The 16,570-nt window shown below is 69.9% G+C and carries 17 protein-coding genes; 13 read left to right on the top strand and 4 right to left on the bottom strand.

Features of this window, described 5'->3' with window-relative positions:
- The first annotated feature begins 14 nt into the window (after positions 1–14).
- From HUW53_RS05760 to phnE (HUW53_RS05780), 5 genes are all read left to right on the top strand, one after another.
- On the top strand, positions 15–995 hold the full coding sequence (locus HUW53_RS05760) for a polysaccharide deacetylase family protein (RefSeq protein ID WP_237344804.1): 981 nt from the start codon (positions 15–17) through the stop codon (positions 993–995).
- Positions 996–1,486: 491 nt separating this feature from the next.
- Complete coding sequence (phnC, locus tag HUW53_RS05765; protein ID WP_237344805.1) at positions 1,487–2,299, top strand: phosphonate ABC transporter ATP-binding protein; 813 nt, start codon at positions 1,487–1,489, stop codon at positions 2,297–2,299.
- 215 nt (positions 2,300–2,514) lie between these two features.
- Positions 2,515–3,423 (top strand): phosphonate ABC transporter substrate-binding protein, encoded by a 909-nt coding sequence (phnD, locus tag HUW53_RS05770; RefSeq protein WP_237344806.1) that lies wholly within the window; start codon positions 2,515–2,517, stop codon positions 3,421–3,423.
- 164 nt (positions 3,424–3,587) lie between these two features.
- On the top strand, positions 3,588–4,472 hold the full coding sequence (gene phnE, locus HUW53_RS05775) for a phosphonate ABC transporter, permease protein PhnE (RefSeq protein ID WP_237344807.1): 885 nt from the start codon (positions 3,588–3,590) through the stop codon (positions 4,470–4,472).
- Complete coding sequence (phnE, locus tag HUW53_RS05780) at positions 4,469–5,332, top strand: phosphonate ABC transporter, permease protein PhnE (RefSeq protein WP_237344808.1); 864 nt, start codon at positions 4,469–4,471, stop codon at positions 5,330–5,332. The genes phnE (HUW53_RS05775) and phnE (HUW53_RS05780) overlap by 4 nt, the downstream gene beginning before the upstream one ends.
- A 21-nt stretch (positions 5,333–5,353) precedes the next feature.
- Here the strand turns inward: phnE (HUW53_RS05780) and HUW53_RS05785 are convergent, their stop codons facing one another.
- Positions 5,354–5,962, bottom strand: coding sequence for a pyridoxamine 5'-phosphate oxidase family protein (locus HUW53_RS05785; protein ID WP_237344809.1), 609 nt, complete (start codon positions 5,960–5,962; stop codon positions 5,354–5,356).
- Positions 5,963–5,994: 32 nt separating this feature from the next.
- A complete protein-coding gene (gene phnF / locus HUW53_RS05790; protein WP_237344810.1) occupies positions 5,995–6,768 on the bottom strand; it encodes a phosphonate metabolism transcriptional regulator PhnF in 774 nt (257 codons plus the stop codon).
- A gap of 162 nt (positions 6,769–6,930) precedes the next feature.
- On the opposite strand from phnF, the gene phnG reads away from it, so the two are divergent.
- From phnG to phnN, 8 genes are read left to right on the top strand one after another with little or no spacing between them, the layout of a single operon-like run.
- Positions 6,931–7,446, top strand: a complete 516-nt coding sequence (gene phnG / locus HUW53_RS05795; protein ID WP_272903809.1) for a phosphonate C-P lyase system protein PhnG — start codon at positions 6,931–6,933, stop codon at positions 7,444–7,446.
- The gene (gene phnH / locus HUW53_RS05800) at positions 7,446–8,063 is read left to right on the top strand and encodes a phosphonate C-P lyase system protein PhnH (RefSeq protein ID WP_237344811.1); all 618 of its coding nucleotides are present in this window, start codon (positions 7,446–7,448) and stop codon (positions 8,061–8,063) included. Before phnG ends, phnH begins: the two co-directional genes overlap by 1 nt.
- Positions 8,064–8,090: 27 nt before the next feature.
- Positions 8,091–9,260, top strand: coding sequence for a carbon-phosphorus lyase complex subunit (locus tag HUW53_RS05805; protein ID WP_237344812.1), 1,170 nt, complete (start codon positions 8,091–8,093; stop codon positions 9,258–9,260).
- A complete protein-coding gene (locus HUW53_RS05810; RefSeq protein ID WP_237344813.1) occupies positions 9,257–10,237 on the top strand; it encodes an alpha-D-ribose 1-methylphosphonate 5-phosphate C-P-lyase PhnJ in 981 nt (326 codons plus the stop codon). The genes HUW53_RS05805 and HUW53_RS05810 overlap by 4 nt, the downstream gene beginning before the upstream one ends.
- Positions 10,234–11,058 carry a phosphonate C-P lyase system protein PhnK gene (gene phnK, locus HUW53_RS05815; RefSeq protein ID WP_237344814.1) on the top strand — a complete coding sequence of 275 codons (825 nt, stop codon included), beginning with the start codon at positions 10,234–10,236 and terminating at the stop codon, positions 11,056–11,058. The genes HUW53_RS05810 and phnK overlap by 4 nt, the downstream gene beginning before the upstream one ends.
- Positions 11,055–11,780, top strand: coding sequence for a phosphonate C-P lyase system protein PhnL (gene phnL, locus HUW53_RS05820; RefSeq protein ID WP_237344815.1), 726 nt, complete (start codon positions 11,055–11,057; stop codon positions 11,778–11,780). The genes phnK and phnL overlap by 4 nt, the downstream gene beginning before the upstream one ends.
- Before the next feature lie 54 nt (positions 11,781–11,834).
- On the top strand, positions 11,835–12,974 hold the full coding sequence (locus tag HUW53_RS05825; protein ID WP_237344816.1) for an alpha-D-ribose 1-methylphosphonate 5-triphosphate diphosphatase: 1,140 nt from the start codon (positions 11,835–11,837) through the stop codon (positions 12,972–12,974).
- Positions 12,971–13,543 carry a phosphonate metabolism protein/1,5-bisphosphokinase (PRPP-forming) PhnN gene (gene phnN / locus HUW53_RS05830; protein WP_237344817.1) on the top strand — a complete coding sequence of 191 codons (573 nt, stop codon included), beginning with the start codon at positions 12,971–12,973 and terminating at the stop codon, positions 13,541–13,543. Before HUW53_RS05825 ends, phnN begins: the two co-directional genes overlap by 4 nt.
- Before the next feature lie 342 nt (positions 13,544–13,885).
- Here phnN and sciP read toward each other — a convergent pair whose 3' ends face one another.
- Together sciP and HUW53_RS05840 are read right to left on the bottom strand one after the other, a co-directional pair.
- Positions 13,886–14,161 carry a CtrA inhibitor SciP gene (sciP, locus tag HUW53_RS05835; protein WP_012113328.1) on the bottom strand — a complete coding sequence of 92 codons (276 nt, stop codon included), beginning with the start codon at positions 14,159–14,161 and terminating at the stop codon, positions 13,886–13,888.
- A gap of 310 nt (positions 14,162–14,471) precedes the next feature.
- On the bottom strand, positions 14,472–16,472 hold the full coding sequence (locus tag HUW53_RS05840; RefSeq protein WP_237344818.1) for a phosphatase PAP2 family protein: 2,001 nt from the start codon (positions 16,470–16,472) through the stop codon (positions 14,472–14,474).
- Positions 16,473–16,570 lie beyond the last annotated feature (98 nt).

Consider the following 16,570-nt stretch of genomic DNA (forward strand, 5'->3'; position numbering starts at 1 on the left):
GCAGAGTTGTGCCCGTGTCCCACTTGCTCGTTCGCCGCACCGCCGCCTTTGCATCCCTTCTCGCTGCCCTTGTGGTGGCGGGCGGCGCCCGTGCGGCCGGGCCTGCGTGCTATCCCCCGGCGGCGCTGTCGGCCCGGCCCGGCGAGGAGCAGGTGGAACCCCATCCGCGCGGCGAGCCGGTGACCTTGCCGGCCACGACGCTGGCGCCTGCGGCGCCGGTGCCGACGACCCTGCGCGGCTCCATCCGGCGGGTGGACCTGCCGGCGGGTGTCAAGATGGTGGCCCTCACCTTCGACCTGTGCGAAGCCTCGGCGGAACGCTCCGGCTATGACGGCGCCATCGTCGATCTGCTGCGGGACGAGCAGGTGCCGGCCACCTTCTTCGGCGGCGGCAAGTGGCTCATGAGCCATCCCGAGCGCGGCGCCCAGCTCATCGCCGATCCCGGCTTCGAGATGGGCAACCACACCTGGTCCCACGCGAACCTCACCGTGCGCAGCGGTGAGGCCATGCAGCGCCAGGTGGACGACGCTGATATCGCCTTCGCCTTGCGCCGCTCCGATGCACAGGCCCAGGGCTGCGCACTGTCCGCGGTGCCGGCGCGTCCGTCCCTGTTCCGCTTTCCCTATGGGTCGTGCAGCGCCGAATCCCTCGCCTATGTGAACGACACCGGCCATCTCGCCATTCAATGGGATGTGGATTCCGGGGATCCGGCCCTCTTGGGGGCCAAGCTGATGGCCGACGATATGCTGCGGCAGATCCGCCCCGGTTCCATCGTGCTGATGCATGCCAATGGCCGCGGCAAGCACACGGCCGAAGCGCTCCGGCGGCTGGTGCCCGCCCTGCGCGCCAAGGGCTACCGCCTCGTCACGGTGTCCGAGCTGCTCGCCGCCGGCCGGCCGGTGATCGCCGACACCTGCTATTCCCTGAAGCCCGGCGACACCCGCGTCTATGACGAGGCCGCGCGCACCGGCAAGCGCATCCTGCCGGTGCGCTGAGGCGTCTTGATGCGCTGAGGCGTTCGGGCATCGGGTAAACGCGCGAGCGCCGGGGAGGAGGCTCACCCGGCGCCGCGATCATCGATCCAACCCTGTTTGTTGATGGTTCGGGGGGCCGCGCGTGGCCGTCGGGCTGCGTCAGACCATGCCCAAGATGATCGCCCCGATGAAGCCGAAGGCAGCGCACATCTCAAGCATGGTGAGCAGCTCCGAGAGCATTGGAGTCTCCCGCCGGATCGATGTCGAGATTAAACTTAGCAAAATATGAAGTCGTGAGGAAATGAATTCGCTGCTGCAGTGCGGGTGTGTCGTTCTGCATTGCAATACTGCGGCTCGAGCGGGGATTCTCATACCGTTCTGCCGAGATGACGGGTGCGCCGCACGCGCCGCTAGAGCTGACGGGCACCGCCGCGCGGGCCGTCGGTTTCGCGATCGTCACACGAGTGTTGTGCAATGCGGCTATGGCCTGCCGATCGCAACGGAGTGACCCGATGCTTGTGATCGAGGGCCTCAGTCGCCGGTTCGGCGACAAGGCGGCCGTATCGGATGTGAACCTTCAGATCGCCCATGGGGCGTTCGTGGGGGTGATCGGTCGTTCCGGTGCGGGCAAGTCAACGCTCCTACGCATGGTGAACCGCCTGCAGGACCCCTCGTCCGGCCGCATCCTGTTCGACGGGTGCGACGTGACCGCCCTGAAGGGCCCGGCCCTGCGCCAATGGCGCGCCCAGGCGGCCATGATCTTCCAGCAATTCAATCTGGTGGGCCGGCTCGACGTGCTCACCAATGTGCTCATGGGCCGGCTCGCCACCGTGCCCACCTGGCGGGCGCTGACCAAGATGTGGAGCCGGGAGGACCGGGCGGTGGCCCTTTCCGCTCTCGAGCAGTTCGACATCGCCGCGCTCGCCGCCCAGCGGGCGGACAGCCTCTCCGGCGGCCAGCAGCAGCGCGTGGCCATCGCCCGCGCCCTCGCTCAAGAGCCGGGGCTGATCCTCGCCGACGAGCCCATCGCCTCGCTCGACCCGCGCAACACCAAGATCGTGATGGATGCGCTTTTGCGCATCAACAGGCACTTCGGCATCACGGTGCTGTGCAATCTGCATTCCCTCGATCTCGCCCGCACTTATTGCGATCGCCTGGTGGGCATGGCCCAGGGCCGCGTGGTGTTCGACGGCGCGCCCGAGGCCCTCACCGATGGGGTGGCGCGCGATCTCTACGGCCTGGAGGCCGGCGAGGTGATGGATGTGGCGCCGGCCACGGTTCCCGTGGCGGCATCGATCCCGATGCCCGATGCCGCGCTCGCCTGAGCGTCGGGCTTTCTCCCTTTGCGGGCTCTTCCGCGTCGGCGGGAGGCGCTGCGCCTGAAGACGGGCCTTGTCCGGCCGTGACGCCCGTCTCGCCATGCGGCCGGACATCCGCACTCCGCCGGGCCAAGGCCCTGGGGAGCGTGGCGGATCGTGCGTTTTCAAGCTCTGAACCCGAGCCCGAACCTTTTATGTCCTCGTCCGACTGGAGCCGAGCCATGTTGAACCGTCGTACCCTGATCGCGGCCGCCGCCGCCCTTGCCTTTTCCGCCGGCGCCGCCGCCGCGCAGGACTACAAGGCCAAGTATCCCGAGCTCACCTTCGCCTTCATCCCGGCGGAGAATGCCACCGGCGTCACCGAGCGCTATGCGCCGCTGATGGCCTACCTCACCAAGGAACTCGGCGTTCCGGTGACCCTGCGCATCGCCAACGACTATGCGGCGGTGATCGAGGGCCAGCGCGCCGGCAACATCCAACTGGCCTATTATGGCCCGGCGGCCTTCGCCCGCGCCCTGAAGACCGGTGCGCCGGTGGAAGCCTTCGCCATCGAGGTGAATGCGGACGGCACCAAGGGCTACCACTCGGTGCTCTATGTGAAGAAGGACAGCCCCTACAAGACCGTCGAGGATCTGAAGGGCAAGAACATCTGCCTCGTGGACCCCAATTCCACCTCCGGCAACAATGTGCCGCGCTATGCCCTGAGCAAGATGGGCATTAAGCCCGACGAATATTTCGGCAAGGTGGTCTATGCCGGTTCCCATGAGAACGCCGTGCTCGGCGTGCAGCAGGGCACCTGCGACGCCGCCTTCAACTGGTGGAACGACGACCAGGAATCGGCTTTGCGCCGCATGGAGCGCAAGGGCATGGCCAAATATGACGACTACCGGATCATCTATAAGTCCGACCTGATCGTGAACTCGCCCTATGCGTACCTCGCCACGCTGCCGGCGGACCTGAAGGCGAAGATCCGCGATGCCTTCTTCTCCATCGAGAAGAACGACAAGGCCGCGTTCGACAAGATCTATGAAGGCAAGTCGCAGATGTGGCAGCCGGTGGACAACGAGGCCTATACGCCGGTGGTGGAGCTCATCACCTTCGTGGACAATCTGCGCAAGCAGAAGAACTGAGCGCCGCGCCCCCTTGTGGGGGTGAGGATTGAAACGGCGGCCCCTGTCCATGGGCATGGGGCCGCCGCCTTTTTCGCGTTGCCCGCGTCGCCATTGCCCCGCCCGCGGACGGCGCGTCGCGGCCGTCGCGGTTTGAAGACATCGCCGGTTCAAGAGAGGCGCCCTTGCCCCACGCCATCCCGATCCTGCCCGACGACCAGCTCGCCCCCATGTTCGCGCGCTATGACAGCGCGGTGCGGGCGCGGCGGCGCCACACGCTCATCATGGCCGCGGTGGTGGGCGTGTGCATCGTCCTGTCGTGCTGGATGGGGGAGGTGCGGCCGCTGGTGTTCCTGGCGCATGCCGACCGGCTGCCGAACTATTTCTGGAGCATCCTGCCGACGCTCCATTGGAACACCTTCTTCGCCGACTTGTCCGAATGGTATTGGAACCTCGACCACTGGCTGAAATTACTGGTGGACACCATTTTCATCGCCTATCTGGGCACCCTGCTTGGTGGTGTCGGCGCCTTTTTCCTGTGCTTTCTCGCCTGCGCCAATCTGGTGGCGAACCCCTTCATCCGCGTGACCGCCCGCCGCTTCCTGGAGTTCTGCCGCACGGTGCCGGAGCTGGTGTTCGCGCTCCTGTTCGTGGTGGCGTTCGGCCTCGGCCCGCTGCCGGGGGTGCTGGCGCTCGCCATCCACACCCTGGGGTCGCTGGGCAAGCTGTTCGCGGAGGTGGTGGAGAATATCGACATGAAGCCGGTGGAGGGCGCCACCGCCTCCGGCGCCTCCTGGGCGCAGAGCGTGCGTTTCGCCGTGGTGCCCCAGGTGGCTTCCAATTTCGCGTCCTATGGCCTCCTGCGGTTCGAGATCAATGTGCGCGAGGCGTCCATCATGGGCTTCGTGGGCGCCGGCGGCATCGGCCAGGATCTCATCGAGGCCATCCGCAAGTTTTATTATTCCGATGTTTCGGCCATCCTGCTGCTCATCATCGCGACCGTAATGGTGATCGATCTTCTGACCGAGCAGGTGCGCCATCGCCTCATCGGAATGGAGGATCGCCGATGACCCGCGCCCGCTTCGATCTCGGCTCCGCCGACCACGCGCGCCTCGCCGCCGCCTTTCCGCGGGGCATGCGGCCTTCCCCCGCCGGGCGGGTGCGCATGGGGCTTGCGGTGGCGGCGGCGGTGGCGCTGGCGGCCTATGCCTTCTGGCGGCTGGGCTTCAGCCTGGAGCGGCTGGGCTCGGGTCTGGCGCAGCTCGGGCATTTCGTGCTCATGATGTTCCCGCCCGATCCGGGCACGCAGCTTCCGCTCTATATCCACGCCTTGGGCGAGACGCTGGCCATCGCCTTCCTCGGCACGCTCGGGGGCGCGCTGCTGGCGGCTCCATTCGGCTTCCTGGCGGCGAAGAATGTCATTCCGAACATCTTCGCCCATTTCGCGGTGCGTCGCTTCCTCGACACGGTGCGCGGGGTGGATCGCCTGATCTGGGCGCTGATCTATGTGACGGTGGTGGGGCTTGGTCCGTTCGCGGGCATCCTGGCGATCGCCACCGCCAGCTTCGGCGAGCTCGGCAAGCTGTTCTCCGAGGCGGTGGAGGCGCTGGACCGCAAACCGGTGGAGGGGGTGGTTTCCACCGGGGGGTCCCCCCTCGAAGGGGTGCGGTTCGGCATGTTGCCCCAGGTGCTGCCGGTGCTGGCGAGCCAGCTTCTTTATTATTTCGAGTCCAACTCCCGCCAGTCCACCATTGTCGGCATCGTCGGCGCCGGCGGCCTCGGCCTGCACCTGGCCGAACAGATCCGGGTGCTGGAATGGCAGAAGGTGTCGTTCCTGGTGCTGATGATGCTGGTGATGGTGGGGGTGATCGACTTCATCTCCTCGCGCCTGCGCTTCGCCATCATCGGCAAGGCGCGCATCACCACCTGAGCGGGTGCCGGCCCGCGGCGCTCAATAGAGCGCGGCCGCGTAGCGGCGCTCCATCTCCGCCTGGGTCTCCACCGGACCGCCTTTGCCGATCTGGTCGTGCAGCATCTCGCCCATGGTGGGCAGGGCGGAGTGGGGCACCCGTGCGTCCGGGCTCCAGAGGTTGGAGCGCATGAAGGCCTTGGCGCAATGCAGGAAGGCCTCTTCCACTTCGACCGCGATCACCGTGCGCGGCTGGCGGCCGGAGATGGCGAACCGGGCCTTGAGATCGGCGTCGTCGCTGATGGCGGCGCGACCGTTCACGCGCAGGGTCTCGTTCACGCCTGGAATGAGGAACAGCAGGCCGATACGCCCGTTGGCCAGGATGTTGGACAGGCTGTCGAGCCGGTTGTTGCCGGGCCGGTCGGGGATGAAAAGTCGGGTCTCCTCCGCCGCCACGAAGCCGGGCGCGTCGCCGCGTGGGGAAACGTCGGCGGCGCCCGCCGCATCGGCGGTGGCGATCAGCACGAACGGGCTCAGGCCGATGAAGCGCCGGCAATGGGCATCGAGCCGGGCGAGCACCTTGTCGCGGGCGCGGCCGGAGGGCTCGCCATACAGGCGGCGCAGGTCGGCCAGGGTCTCGATGGGGGCCATGCGGTCTCCGTGGGCAGGGGGCGCGCTTCAGATCAGGGCTTGAACACGAGCTGTACCCGGTCGGCGGCGAAGGAGGAGCGGCCCCATTGCAGCGGCCGTCCGTTCGGCTCGACGTCCACCCGTTCCAGTACGATCACCGAGCGGCCGGCGGCGATGGAGAGCTGTTCCATCTCCCGCGCATTGGCGGGGCGGGCGGTGATGCGGGTTTCCCGGCGGCGGAAATCCTCGATGCCAAGGGTGGCCAGAGCCCGCGTCAGGGATCCGGTGGCGGCGTAGATCAGGTCGAGGTCGGGGCAGCGGGCGGCGGCGAACCAGGCGATGCCGCAGGAAATGGGCACCCCGTCCGCCTCGTGGATGCTCTCGATGCGCAGCACGTCGGTACCCTGCGGGATGTCGAGCTCGCGCGCCACCTCGGCATCGGCCGGCTCCACGCGTGCCTCGAGGAAGCGGCCGAACGGCCAGCGCCCGCCGGCGGTGACGATCTCCGAGAAGCGCGTGCGCGGGCCGATGGGATAGCGCAGGGGCGGGGCCTTCACGAAGGTGCCGCGCCCGGCGGTGGCCTCGATGAGGCCCGCCTCGGCCAGGGCGGCGAGGGCGCGGCGCAGGGTGTGGCGGTTGACGCCGAAGGCGCTCGCCAGCTCGGCTTCCACCGGCAGGCGCTCGCCGGGCTGCCAGCGGCCGGCGGCGATGTCGGCCTCCAGGCGCTCGGCGATCTGCCGCCACAAGGTGACGCCCGTGCCGCGCGGCACGGCGTCCGTCATCTGGCTGTGACCGTCTGCCCGCACATTCTCCGGTGATCCCGCCACGCGCTGCTCCCGTTCCGTCCCGACGTCTTGCACATTTGTATAGACGAACAGACAAATTGAGTCTAGTGAAGCGCCCGTGATGCCGCCGCGCGGTTCGCGGCCGGGCGGCCAGACCAAGCCCGATCGGACCCTGTCCGATCCGACCGAAGCATCGAGAGCGCCATGATCTGCGACACCCCCAGCGCGGCCTCGGCCGCCGCCGGCCCGGCCAGTCTTTCCACGACGCCTCCGGAGGGGCCAGAAGTCGAAGCGCGCAAGGCGCTCATGGGCCTGCTCGCCCGCGCCACCCTGCGCGAGCTGCACGCGGCCATCGAGCGTTTCCAGCCGTTGCCGAAGCTCAAGGACCTGCGCCCGCCCGAGGTGGGGCTGGTGATGGTGCAGGGCCGCGCCGGGGGTGATGGCGGCCCCTTCAACCTGGGTGAGGCCACCGTCACCCGCGCCGCGGTGCATGTGGAGGGGGGCGCCACCGGCGTCTCCTACCTGCTTGGCCGGGCTCCGGAGCGGGCGCGGGCGGCGGCGGTGCTCGACGCCCTGTGGCAGGACCCGGCGCTGCGGATCGCGGTGGATGATGCGGTGCGTCCGGTGCGCCGGCGCCTCGCCGCCGAAGCGACGGCGCAGTCGGCCGAGACCGAGGCCACCAAGGTGAACTTCTTCACCATGACGCGGGGAGAAGACTGATGACGGCCTTCGCCACCGGGCCCGCGGCGGGCTTCATCGATCCCGTGCACGCGGCTCAGCGCGTGTTTTCCGCTCTCATGCGGGCGATGGCGGAGCCGGGGCGGGTGCAGCCGCTGGCGAGCGATCTGGTCCCGCCCGCGCCGCTGTCGCCGGAACTGGCGGCGGTGGCGCTGGCCCTGCTCGATTATGAAACGCCGGTCTGGCTTGACGCCGCTTTGGCCGCGTCGCCGCAGGTGGCGGCGTTCCTGCGCTTCCACACCGGGGCGCCGGTGGTGGCGGATCCGGGCAAGGCCCGCTTCGCCTTTTTCGCCGACGGGCAGAGCCTGCCCCCGTTCCAGGCCTTCGCCCAGGGCGAGCCGGATAATCCGGACCGCTCCACCACCCTGGTGGTGGCGGTGGCGCGGTTCGAGGCGGAGCCGCTCACCCTGGCGGGGCCGGGCATCGACGGCACGCGCGGCTTTGGCGCGGTGCCGCTGCCGGTGGATTTTGCCGCGCGGCTCGAGGCCAATGGGTCGGCCTTTCCGCTTGGCGTGGATCTCATCTTGTGCGCCCCCGGCGCGGTCGCGGCCCTGCCGCGCACCGTGCGGCCGGTGGCGCATCCGTCAGTGCGCGCCTGAACGGCGCCGGAAAGCGGAGACCGAACCATGTATGTGGCGGTGAAAGGCGGAGAGGATGCCATCCGTAACGCCCATGCGCTTCTCGCGCGGCGGCGGCGGGGGGATCGCGGGGTGCCCGAGATCGGCCTCGACCAGATCGACGGGCAATTGGGCCTTGCCGTGGACCGGGTGATGGCCGAGGGCTCGCTCTATGATCGCGAATTGGCGGCGCTGGCCATCAAGCAGGCGCGGGGCGACCTGATCGAGGCCATCTTCCTGGCCCGCGCCTTCCGCACCACGCTGCCGCGCTTCGGCAGCAGCGTGCCGGTGGACACAGGCGCCATGCGCATCGCCCGCCGCATCTCGGCCACCTTCAAGGACTTGCCCGGCGGGCAGGTGCTGGGGCCCACCTTCGATTACACCCATCGCCTGTTGGACCAGGAGCTTGCGACCTGGGCCGCCCCCGGAGCCGCGCCGGCCGGTGATGACGGCACCGGGCCGGTGCCGCCGGCCGTGGCCGACGAGAGCGCGGACGACGTCTTGATCCCGGCGCCGGCGTTCATGCCCCGCGTGACCGACCTGCTCGGCGGGGAAGGGCTCGTCGAGCCGTCGCCCCCGGACGACGGCACGGCGCCGCCCGATCTCACCCGCGCCCCGCTCGCCTTTCCGGCGGAACGGCCGCTGCGGCTCCAGGCGCTGGCGCGGGGCGACGAGGGCTTCCTGCTGGCGCTCGGCTATTCCAGCCAGCGCGGCTATGCGCGCACCCATCCGTTCGTGGGCGAGATCCGCTTCGGCACGGTGGAGGTGAGCCTTTATGCCGAGGAATTGGGGTTCGCGGTGCCGCTCGGCGACATCGCCCTCACCGAATGCCAGAGCGTGAACCAGTTCAAGGGCTCGGCCAGCGTGCCGCCGCAGTTCACCCGTGGCTATGGCCTGGTGTTCGGCCAGTCGGAACGCAAGGCCATGTCCATGGCCCTGGTGGATCGCACCCTGCGTTTCGCGGAGCTGGGCGAGGAAAAGAGCGCCCCGGCCCAGGACGAGGAATTCGTCCTGTCCCATTGCGACAATGTGCAGGCCACGGGCTTCGTGGAGCATCTGAAGCTGCCCCATTACGTGGATTTTCAGGCCGAGCTGGAGCTGGTGCGCCGCATGCGCGCGGCGCAGGCGGCCGGGCGCATGGCCGGGGGCGCGCACCCCCGCAAGGAGGCCGCCGAATGACCGCCGAAACCGTGACGACGCCAGCGCCGAACGGCGCGGAACCGCCGGCCATCCGCTACAATTTCGCCTATCTCGACGAGCAGACCAAGCGGATGATCCGGCGGGCGATCCTCAAGGCCATCGCCATCCCCGGCTATCAGGTGCCGTTCGCCGGCCGCGAGATGCCCATGCCCTACGGCTGGGGCACCGGCGGCGTGCAGGTCACCGCCGCCATCCTCGGCGCATGCGACGTGCTGAAGGTGATCGACCAGGGCTCGGACGACACCACCAACGCGGTCGCCATCCGCTCCTTCTTCGAGACCACGGCCGGGGTGGCGACCACCACCCGCACCGCCGATGCCACCGTCATCCAGACCCGCCATCGCATTCCCGAGACGCCCCTGAAGGCGGGGCAGGTGCTGGTGTTCCAGGTGCCGATCCCGGAGCCGCTGCGCTTCCTGGAGCCGCGCGAGACCGAGACCCGGCGCCTGCACGGCCTCGGCGACTACGGGCTGATCCATGTGAAGCTCTATGAGGACATCGCCCGCCACGGGCACATCGCCACCACCTATGCCTATCCGGTGACGGTGAACGGCCGCTATGTGATGGACCCCTCGCCCATCCCGAAATTCGACAATCCCAAGATGCACATGAGCCCCGCCCTGCAATTGTTCGGCGCCGGGCGCGAGAAGCGCATCTATGCGGTGCCGCCGTTCACCCCGGTGGTGCCGCTCGATTTCGAGGATCACCCGTTCGCCGTGCAGCACTTCGCCGAGCCCTGCGCCCTGTGCGGGGGGCAGGGGGTCTATCTCGACGAAGTGATCCTGGATGATGCCGGCGGGCGCATGTTCGTGTGCTCGGACACCGACTATTGCGCCACCCGCCAGGGGGAGGGCCACACCGGCCGCATGAGCGCGCCCTATGCCGCGCCCCCCGCGACCGCCGCGACCGGGGCGGAGCCGCCCATCGCCGCATCCGGGTCGGGAGATCGCCCATGAACGCCCCCCTGTTGAACGCCCCCCTGTTCCCGGCCGCCGTCGGCGCGGCCGACACCCCGCTCCTGATCGCCGAGGGCCTTACCCGTTATTATGGGGCGCGACTTGGCTGCGGCGACGTGAACCTCACCCTTCATCCGGGCGAGGTGCTCGCCATCGTCGGGGAATCGGGCTCCGGCAAGTCCACGCTGCTCGGCCTGCTCTCCACCGAGCTTGCGCCCAGCGCCGGGCGGGTGCTCTACCGCATGCGCGACGGGGCGACGCGGGACCTTGAGGCCCTCACCGAGGGCGAGCGGCGCCTGCTGCTGCGCACCGACTGGGGCTTCGTGCGCCAGCATGCGGAGCAGGGGCTGCGGATGGCGGTTTCGGCCGGAGGCAATGTGGGCGAGCGCCTGATGGCGGTGGGGGAGCGCCACTATGGGCGGATCCGCGCCGAGGCCATCGACTGGCTCGGCCGGGTGGAGATCGCGGCCGAGCGCATCGACGACGATCCGCGCACCTTCTCCGGCGGCATGCGCCAGCGCCTGCAGATCGCCCGCAATTTGGTGACGCGGCCGCGCCTCGTGTTCATGGACGAGCCCACCGGCGGGCTCGACGTGTCGGTGCAGGCGCGCCTGCTCGACCTCATCCGCCAGCTGGTGGCCGAGTTCGGGCTGGCGGTGGTGATCGTGACCCACGATCTCGCGGTGGCGCGGCTTTTGTCCCATCGCATCATGGTGATGAAGTCCGGCCATGTGATCGAGGAAGGGCTCACCGATCAGGTGCTGGACGACCCGCGCGAGCCCTACACCCAGCTCCTCGTTTCCTCGGTGCTCATGCCATGATCGCGACCGCGCTTTCCGCTGCCGGAACGGCAGAACCGCTGCTGGCCGTCGAGGCCATCGCCAAGCGCTTCACCCTGCATCTTCAGGGCGGGGTGACGCTGCCGGTGGTGGCCGGCGTCTCGTTCTCGGTGTTTCCCGGCGAATGCGTGGCCCTCGGCGGTCCCTCGGGCGCCGGCAAGAGTTCCATCCTCAAGATGGTCTATGGCAATTACCGCACCGATACCGGCCGCATCCTGGTGGCCGATGCGCCGGCGCCAGTGGATGTGGCGACCGCCGAACCGCGCCGCCTCATCCGCCTCCGGCGCGAGCGCATCGGCTATGTGAGCCAGTTCCTGCGGGTGATTCCGCGGGTCTGCGCCCTCGACGTGGTGGCCGAGCCGCTCGTTGCCGAGGGCGTGGACAAGGGGGCGGCGCTGGCGCGGGCCGGCGCCCTGCTCGCCCGCCTCAATTTGCCGGAACGCCTGTGGCGGCTGCCGCCGGCGACCTTTTCCGGCGGCGAGCAGCAGCGGGTGAACGTGGCGCGCGGCTTCATCGGCGCCCAGCCGCTGTTGCTGCTGGACGAACCCACCGCCTCCCTCGACGCCGCCAACCGCGCCGTCGTGATCGATCTCATCGCCGAGAAGAAGGCCGCCGGCTGCGCGCTGGTCGGCATCTTCCATGATGCCGACACCCGCGATGCCGTGGCCGACCGGGTGGTGGACGTCACCCGCTTTTCCGCCTGAGGCCCGCCACGATCGCCCGATGGGGATCGCGCCGGAGGCAAGAAGGAACAGGACATGACCGAACTCGTGCTCGCCAACGCCCGCCTCGTTCTGGCCGGGGAGATCCTTGAAGGCCACCTGCGCATCGTCGACGGGCGCATTGCCGAGATCGGCACCGGCGCGGTGCCCGCGGGCGCCGAGGATTGCGGCGGCGACTATCTCCTGCCGGGCCTGATCGAGCTGCACACCGATCATGTGGAGGGTCATCTCGCGCCCCGCCCCAAGGTGAGATGGAACCCGCTCGCGGCGGTGCTCGCCCATGATGCGCAGATCGCCGCCTCGGGCATCACCACCGTGTTCGATTCCCTGCGGGTGTGGCCGGACAAGCGGGCGGTGGGCATGGACGGCGACGCCCCCGCGTTGATCGCCGCCTTGAAGGCCGCCCGCGCCGCCGGCGCGCTCCGGGCCGACCATCGCATCCACCTGCGCTGCGAGGTCGCCACCGACACCGTGGTCGAGGATGCCGCCGCCATCATGGAGATGGCGCCCATCCACCTCATCTCCCTGATGGACCACACGCCGGGGCAGCGGCAGTTCGCGAGCGTGGAGCAGTTCCGCAGCTATTACATGAAGAAGAGCGGCGCCACCGCGGAAGAGATGGATGTCATCGTCTCCACCCGGCTCGAATATCACGCCCGCTACGCCCGCAAGAACCGCACCGGGCTGGTGGCCCTTGCCCATGCGCACGGCTGCGTGGTGGCAAGCCATGACGACGCCACCCCCGAGCATGTGGCCGAGGCCATCGGCGACGGGATCGCCATCGCCGAGTTTCCCACCACGGAGGAGGCGGCGCAGCTGTCCCATGATGCCGGCATCCGGGTGCTGATGGGGGCGCCGAACCTGGTGCGTGGCGGCTCCCATACCGGCAACGCTTCGGCCGAGACGCTGGCGCGGGCCGGGCTGCTCGACATCCTCTCCTCCGATTATGTGCCGTCGAGCCTGTTGTGGTCCGCGTTCGATCTAGCCCGGCGGGTGCCGACCATCTCCTTGGCCGCGGCGGTGCAGCGCGTCACCAAGATCCCGGCGGAGGTGGCGGGGCTCTGCGACCGTGGCGAGATCGCGCCCGGTCGGCGGGCGGATCTGGTGCGTGTGGCCCTGCTCGGGGAGATTCCGGTGGTCCGCGGCGTCCACCGGGAGGGGCGGCGGGTGGCATGAGCCCGGACGCCATCTCCCCTCGGCTGGGGCCGGGCGCCCTCATCCTGGTGGTGGGGCCCTCGGGCGCCGGCAAGGACACGCTGATTGACCTTGCCCGCGCGCGCTTCACCGGCGCGGGGCGGGTGTTGTTCGCGCGGCGTCTCGTTACCCGCCCGCCGGGGGCGGGGGAGGCCCATGGCACGCTGAGCGCGGCGGAGTTCGAGGCGGGCTGCGCCGCCGGGCGCTTTCCCCTGTGGTGGCGGGCGCACGGGCTCGCTTATGCCCTCGGCCCCGAGGTGGCGGACCAGATCCGCTCCGGCGGGGTGGTGGTGGCCAACGGCTCCCGCGCCACGCTGGACGAGGCCCGCCGGCGTTTCGCGCGGCTCGCGGTGGTGCTGGTGACGGCGCCGCCGGAGGTGCGCGCCGCCCGTCTGGCCGCGCGCGGCCGCGAGGACGAAGCCGACATCCGCGCGCGCCTGATGCGCCAGCCGGAACTGGCGCTCGCGCCCGATCTGGTGATCGAGAATGTGGGCCTGCCGGAAGAAGCCGGGGCGCGCCTGTCGGCCTTCATCGCCGCCGCGCTGGCCTGAGGCGATCGGCCCCGGTCCTTGACCGGCGCCGCGCGTACCCCATGGGCAGGCTCAAGCGCCGCGCGGGCTGAACCAAAGCCGCGCGCAGGATTTTGCGTGGCGGGGCGGAGGGGGACACCGCAACGAAAAAGCCCGCCCGCCGGCGGAACCGGTCGGGCGGGTGGAGGCGGCTTGAGCTTCTCCGCGGCGGCGCGCGGTCTGCGTGCGGAGCCGTCGGGGAGTTCGGAAACGGGTCATCGGCCTCTTGTCCCGGTGGAACCGGGCGCCGGGCCGAGCTGAGGGCTTCACCCCTCGACACCGGCCCAGCCTGGGCGGTCCGGCGTTTTGGCCGGAGGCGCCGGCCTATTGCCGATAGTGCTGGATGCGCGTGGTGCGCAGGCCGGGCAGGCCATGCCGGTCGATGGAGGCCTGCCAGGATAGAAATTCGTCCACCGTGAGCGTGTACCGCTTGCAGGCTTCCTCAAGGGACAGGAGGCCGCCCCGCACCGCCGCCACCACCTCCGCCTTGCGCCGGATGACCCAGCGCCGGGTGTCGGGGGGCGGGAGGTCCGCAATGGTGAGCGGGCCACCATCCGGGCCGATCACGTACTTCACTCTCGGCCGATACGCATCGGTCATCGTTACGCCACCTGTACTCTGGCTTACACTGGTACGAAGATGACGCCTGCTCCTGAATATTTCGCTAAAGTATTGGAATTAAATATCATTTACTTCTCTTAAGAGAGCCTGAAGGGAAAGTGTCCGGAAAGTAAACACGGCAGGTCGTCCAGCGGGCTCCCCAGGCCCGGTTCGCGAGGATCGCCGGAGCCCGCGCCGGGGGGGCCGGAGCGGCTCCCACAGCTTGGCGTGTGTCTTCCGGGCGATGGCCCGAGGGGGGCCGTGCGGGCTGGGCCAAAGGCCCGTCCGCCACGTTCTCAAGCCCTTGGCATCATTGCGCATCGGCATGGGTGGCGGGAGCAGGCGCGATGGTCCGCGGGGTCAGCGTCACGCGCGCGGCGGTGCCGGCGACCGTCACCACGGCGTCGAGGTCCGGATCGGGGGACGCCACGGCATCGAACTCGCCGGTGACGCCGCCGGCGGCGGTCAGCAGGATCCAGGACCGGCCGGCGGCCGACGGGAGGCCGGGGCTCAGCTCCAGCCGGCCACCGAGCCGCGCGGCGCCCTGGGCTTCCAGCACCTGCGCGCCGATGGGTGCCTTCACGACCGATTCGGGTTCCAGCACCGTGTCGGAGGCGACGCGGATGGGTCCCTGGTCCGGCTGCAGTAGGCCGGCGTTGCGCAGGGTGCCGGCGAGGGTGCCGGCGCCGGACAGGCGGCCGAAATTGAAAAGGTCGCCGGTGATGCGGCCGGTGTTGGTCGCGGCGCCGAAATTGTAGAGGGCCGCGCCCACCGAGCTGAATTGCCCGGCATTGGTGAAGGTCGCGTCGGGCGCCACGACATAGCCGCCGGTGCTGTAGACGGCGGCCTCGGGGGCGATGGCGAGGCTGCCCGCGAGGGCGCCCGAGAGGGCGAGGGCGCCGGCCTGGACCTGGGTGCCGCCGGTGAAGGTGCCGTCGCCGGCCAGCAGCAGCGTGCCGCTGCCGGTCTTGGTGAGGCCGCCGGGGCCGGAAATGTCGTTGGTCCACATGTCGAAGGCGTGGAGCCCGCCGTTGGCGGCGTCGAGCGTCACCGTCACATGGCCGGGGAAGGCGCCGTAGCCCCCGCCGGCGGCGTAGAGGTCGAGCCGCGCCCAGCCCAGGCCGCCGTCGAGGGGGCTGTTGGCGGGCAGGCTGGTGGTGGCCAGGATCGCATTGCGCTGGGCGGTGTCGAGATAGGGGAAACGGGTGGCGATGAGGCGCTCGGCGATGTCCGGAATCACCGGTTCGGGCGGGTTCTCGCCCATGGGCGGCAGGCCGTAGGTGAGGCGCCAGAAGGCCTTTTGCCGCGCGGCGCGCCAGGTCTTCGCGCCGGGCACGAAGCCGCTGGACAGGCAGTTCGCCACCGACGCGCGGCAGGCGGCGTGCAGCGGCGACACCAGCTCAGGGCCGAGCGCCACCGCCAGGGCGGCGGCATTGGCCTCGGCCCGCGCGGGGAAGCCGGCCGAATAGGCGGGGTTGCCCGCCAGCAGCTCGGCCAGGGTGCGCTGGGCGACGATGCGTCCGCCGATCACGTCCAGCGCGTAATGCACGCCGATGATGTTGCGATCGATCCCATAGGCCTGCCCGGCGCCGATCAATTGCTGGTAATAGGTGGGGGTGAGGGTCGCGTAATAGAGCGCGGTGGTGGTGCCGAAGAAGGTATGGCCGCTCGGGAACGAGGGCATGGTGGCGAGGGTGCGCCACTCCTTCTGCTGGGCGGCGACGATGCCGGGCGGCGTGGCGGGCGCGCGCCACGGGGCGTCGCCGATGGCCGGCAGCGCCAGATAGGGCCGCGGATCGTTCACCAGCCCCGGCGGCGCATGATAGGCGTCGCCATAGATGTTGGCCTGCGGGAAGGTGTTCTTCAAATAGCCCACCTGCTCCACGGAAAAGGCGCCGGAGAGGTCGGCGGCGATGGTGCCCGGCAGGCGGTTGGCCGAGGCCAGGGTCATCATCACCGTGCTGGCGGGGCCCGTCACCAGGTTCCAGATGTTGAAGCTGGTGATGGCTGGATTATCCGGGTCGCGGGCGTTCTGCGCCGCCTGGATGCGCTGCGCCAGCGTCGCGCTGTCATAAATGTGGGTGGTGACGGCGGCATTCGCCTCCAGCAGGCGCTGTCCGGCCGCGGTGTGGCCGAGCGCGTGCAGCACGGTGAGGGCGGCACCCTGGCCCTGCTGCTGGTCGCCGGCACAGGCCGGCGTGGTGCAGAAGGCGCCCGGCCCGTCCGCCGGCGCCATGCCCTCGGCGCGCCCCGGCGCCGGCAGCAGCGCCAGCACCAGCGCCGAGCCGGCGCCCGTCACCGCGCGCCGCATGAAGCCTTGTCCGAGGCCTGTCCCGCGTGATCGCGCCCCTGAAGACTGAGGCATTCCCGTCCCCTGCCGTGAATCCGCCCCATCCTGCTGCGGAACAG

It is taken from the genome of Xanthobacter agilis, from assembly GCF_021730435.1.
GTDB lineage: Bacteria > Pseudomonadota > Alphaproteobacteria > Rhizobiales > Xanthobacteraceae > Xanthobacter > Xanthobacter agilis.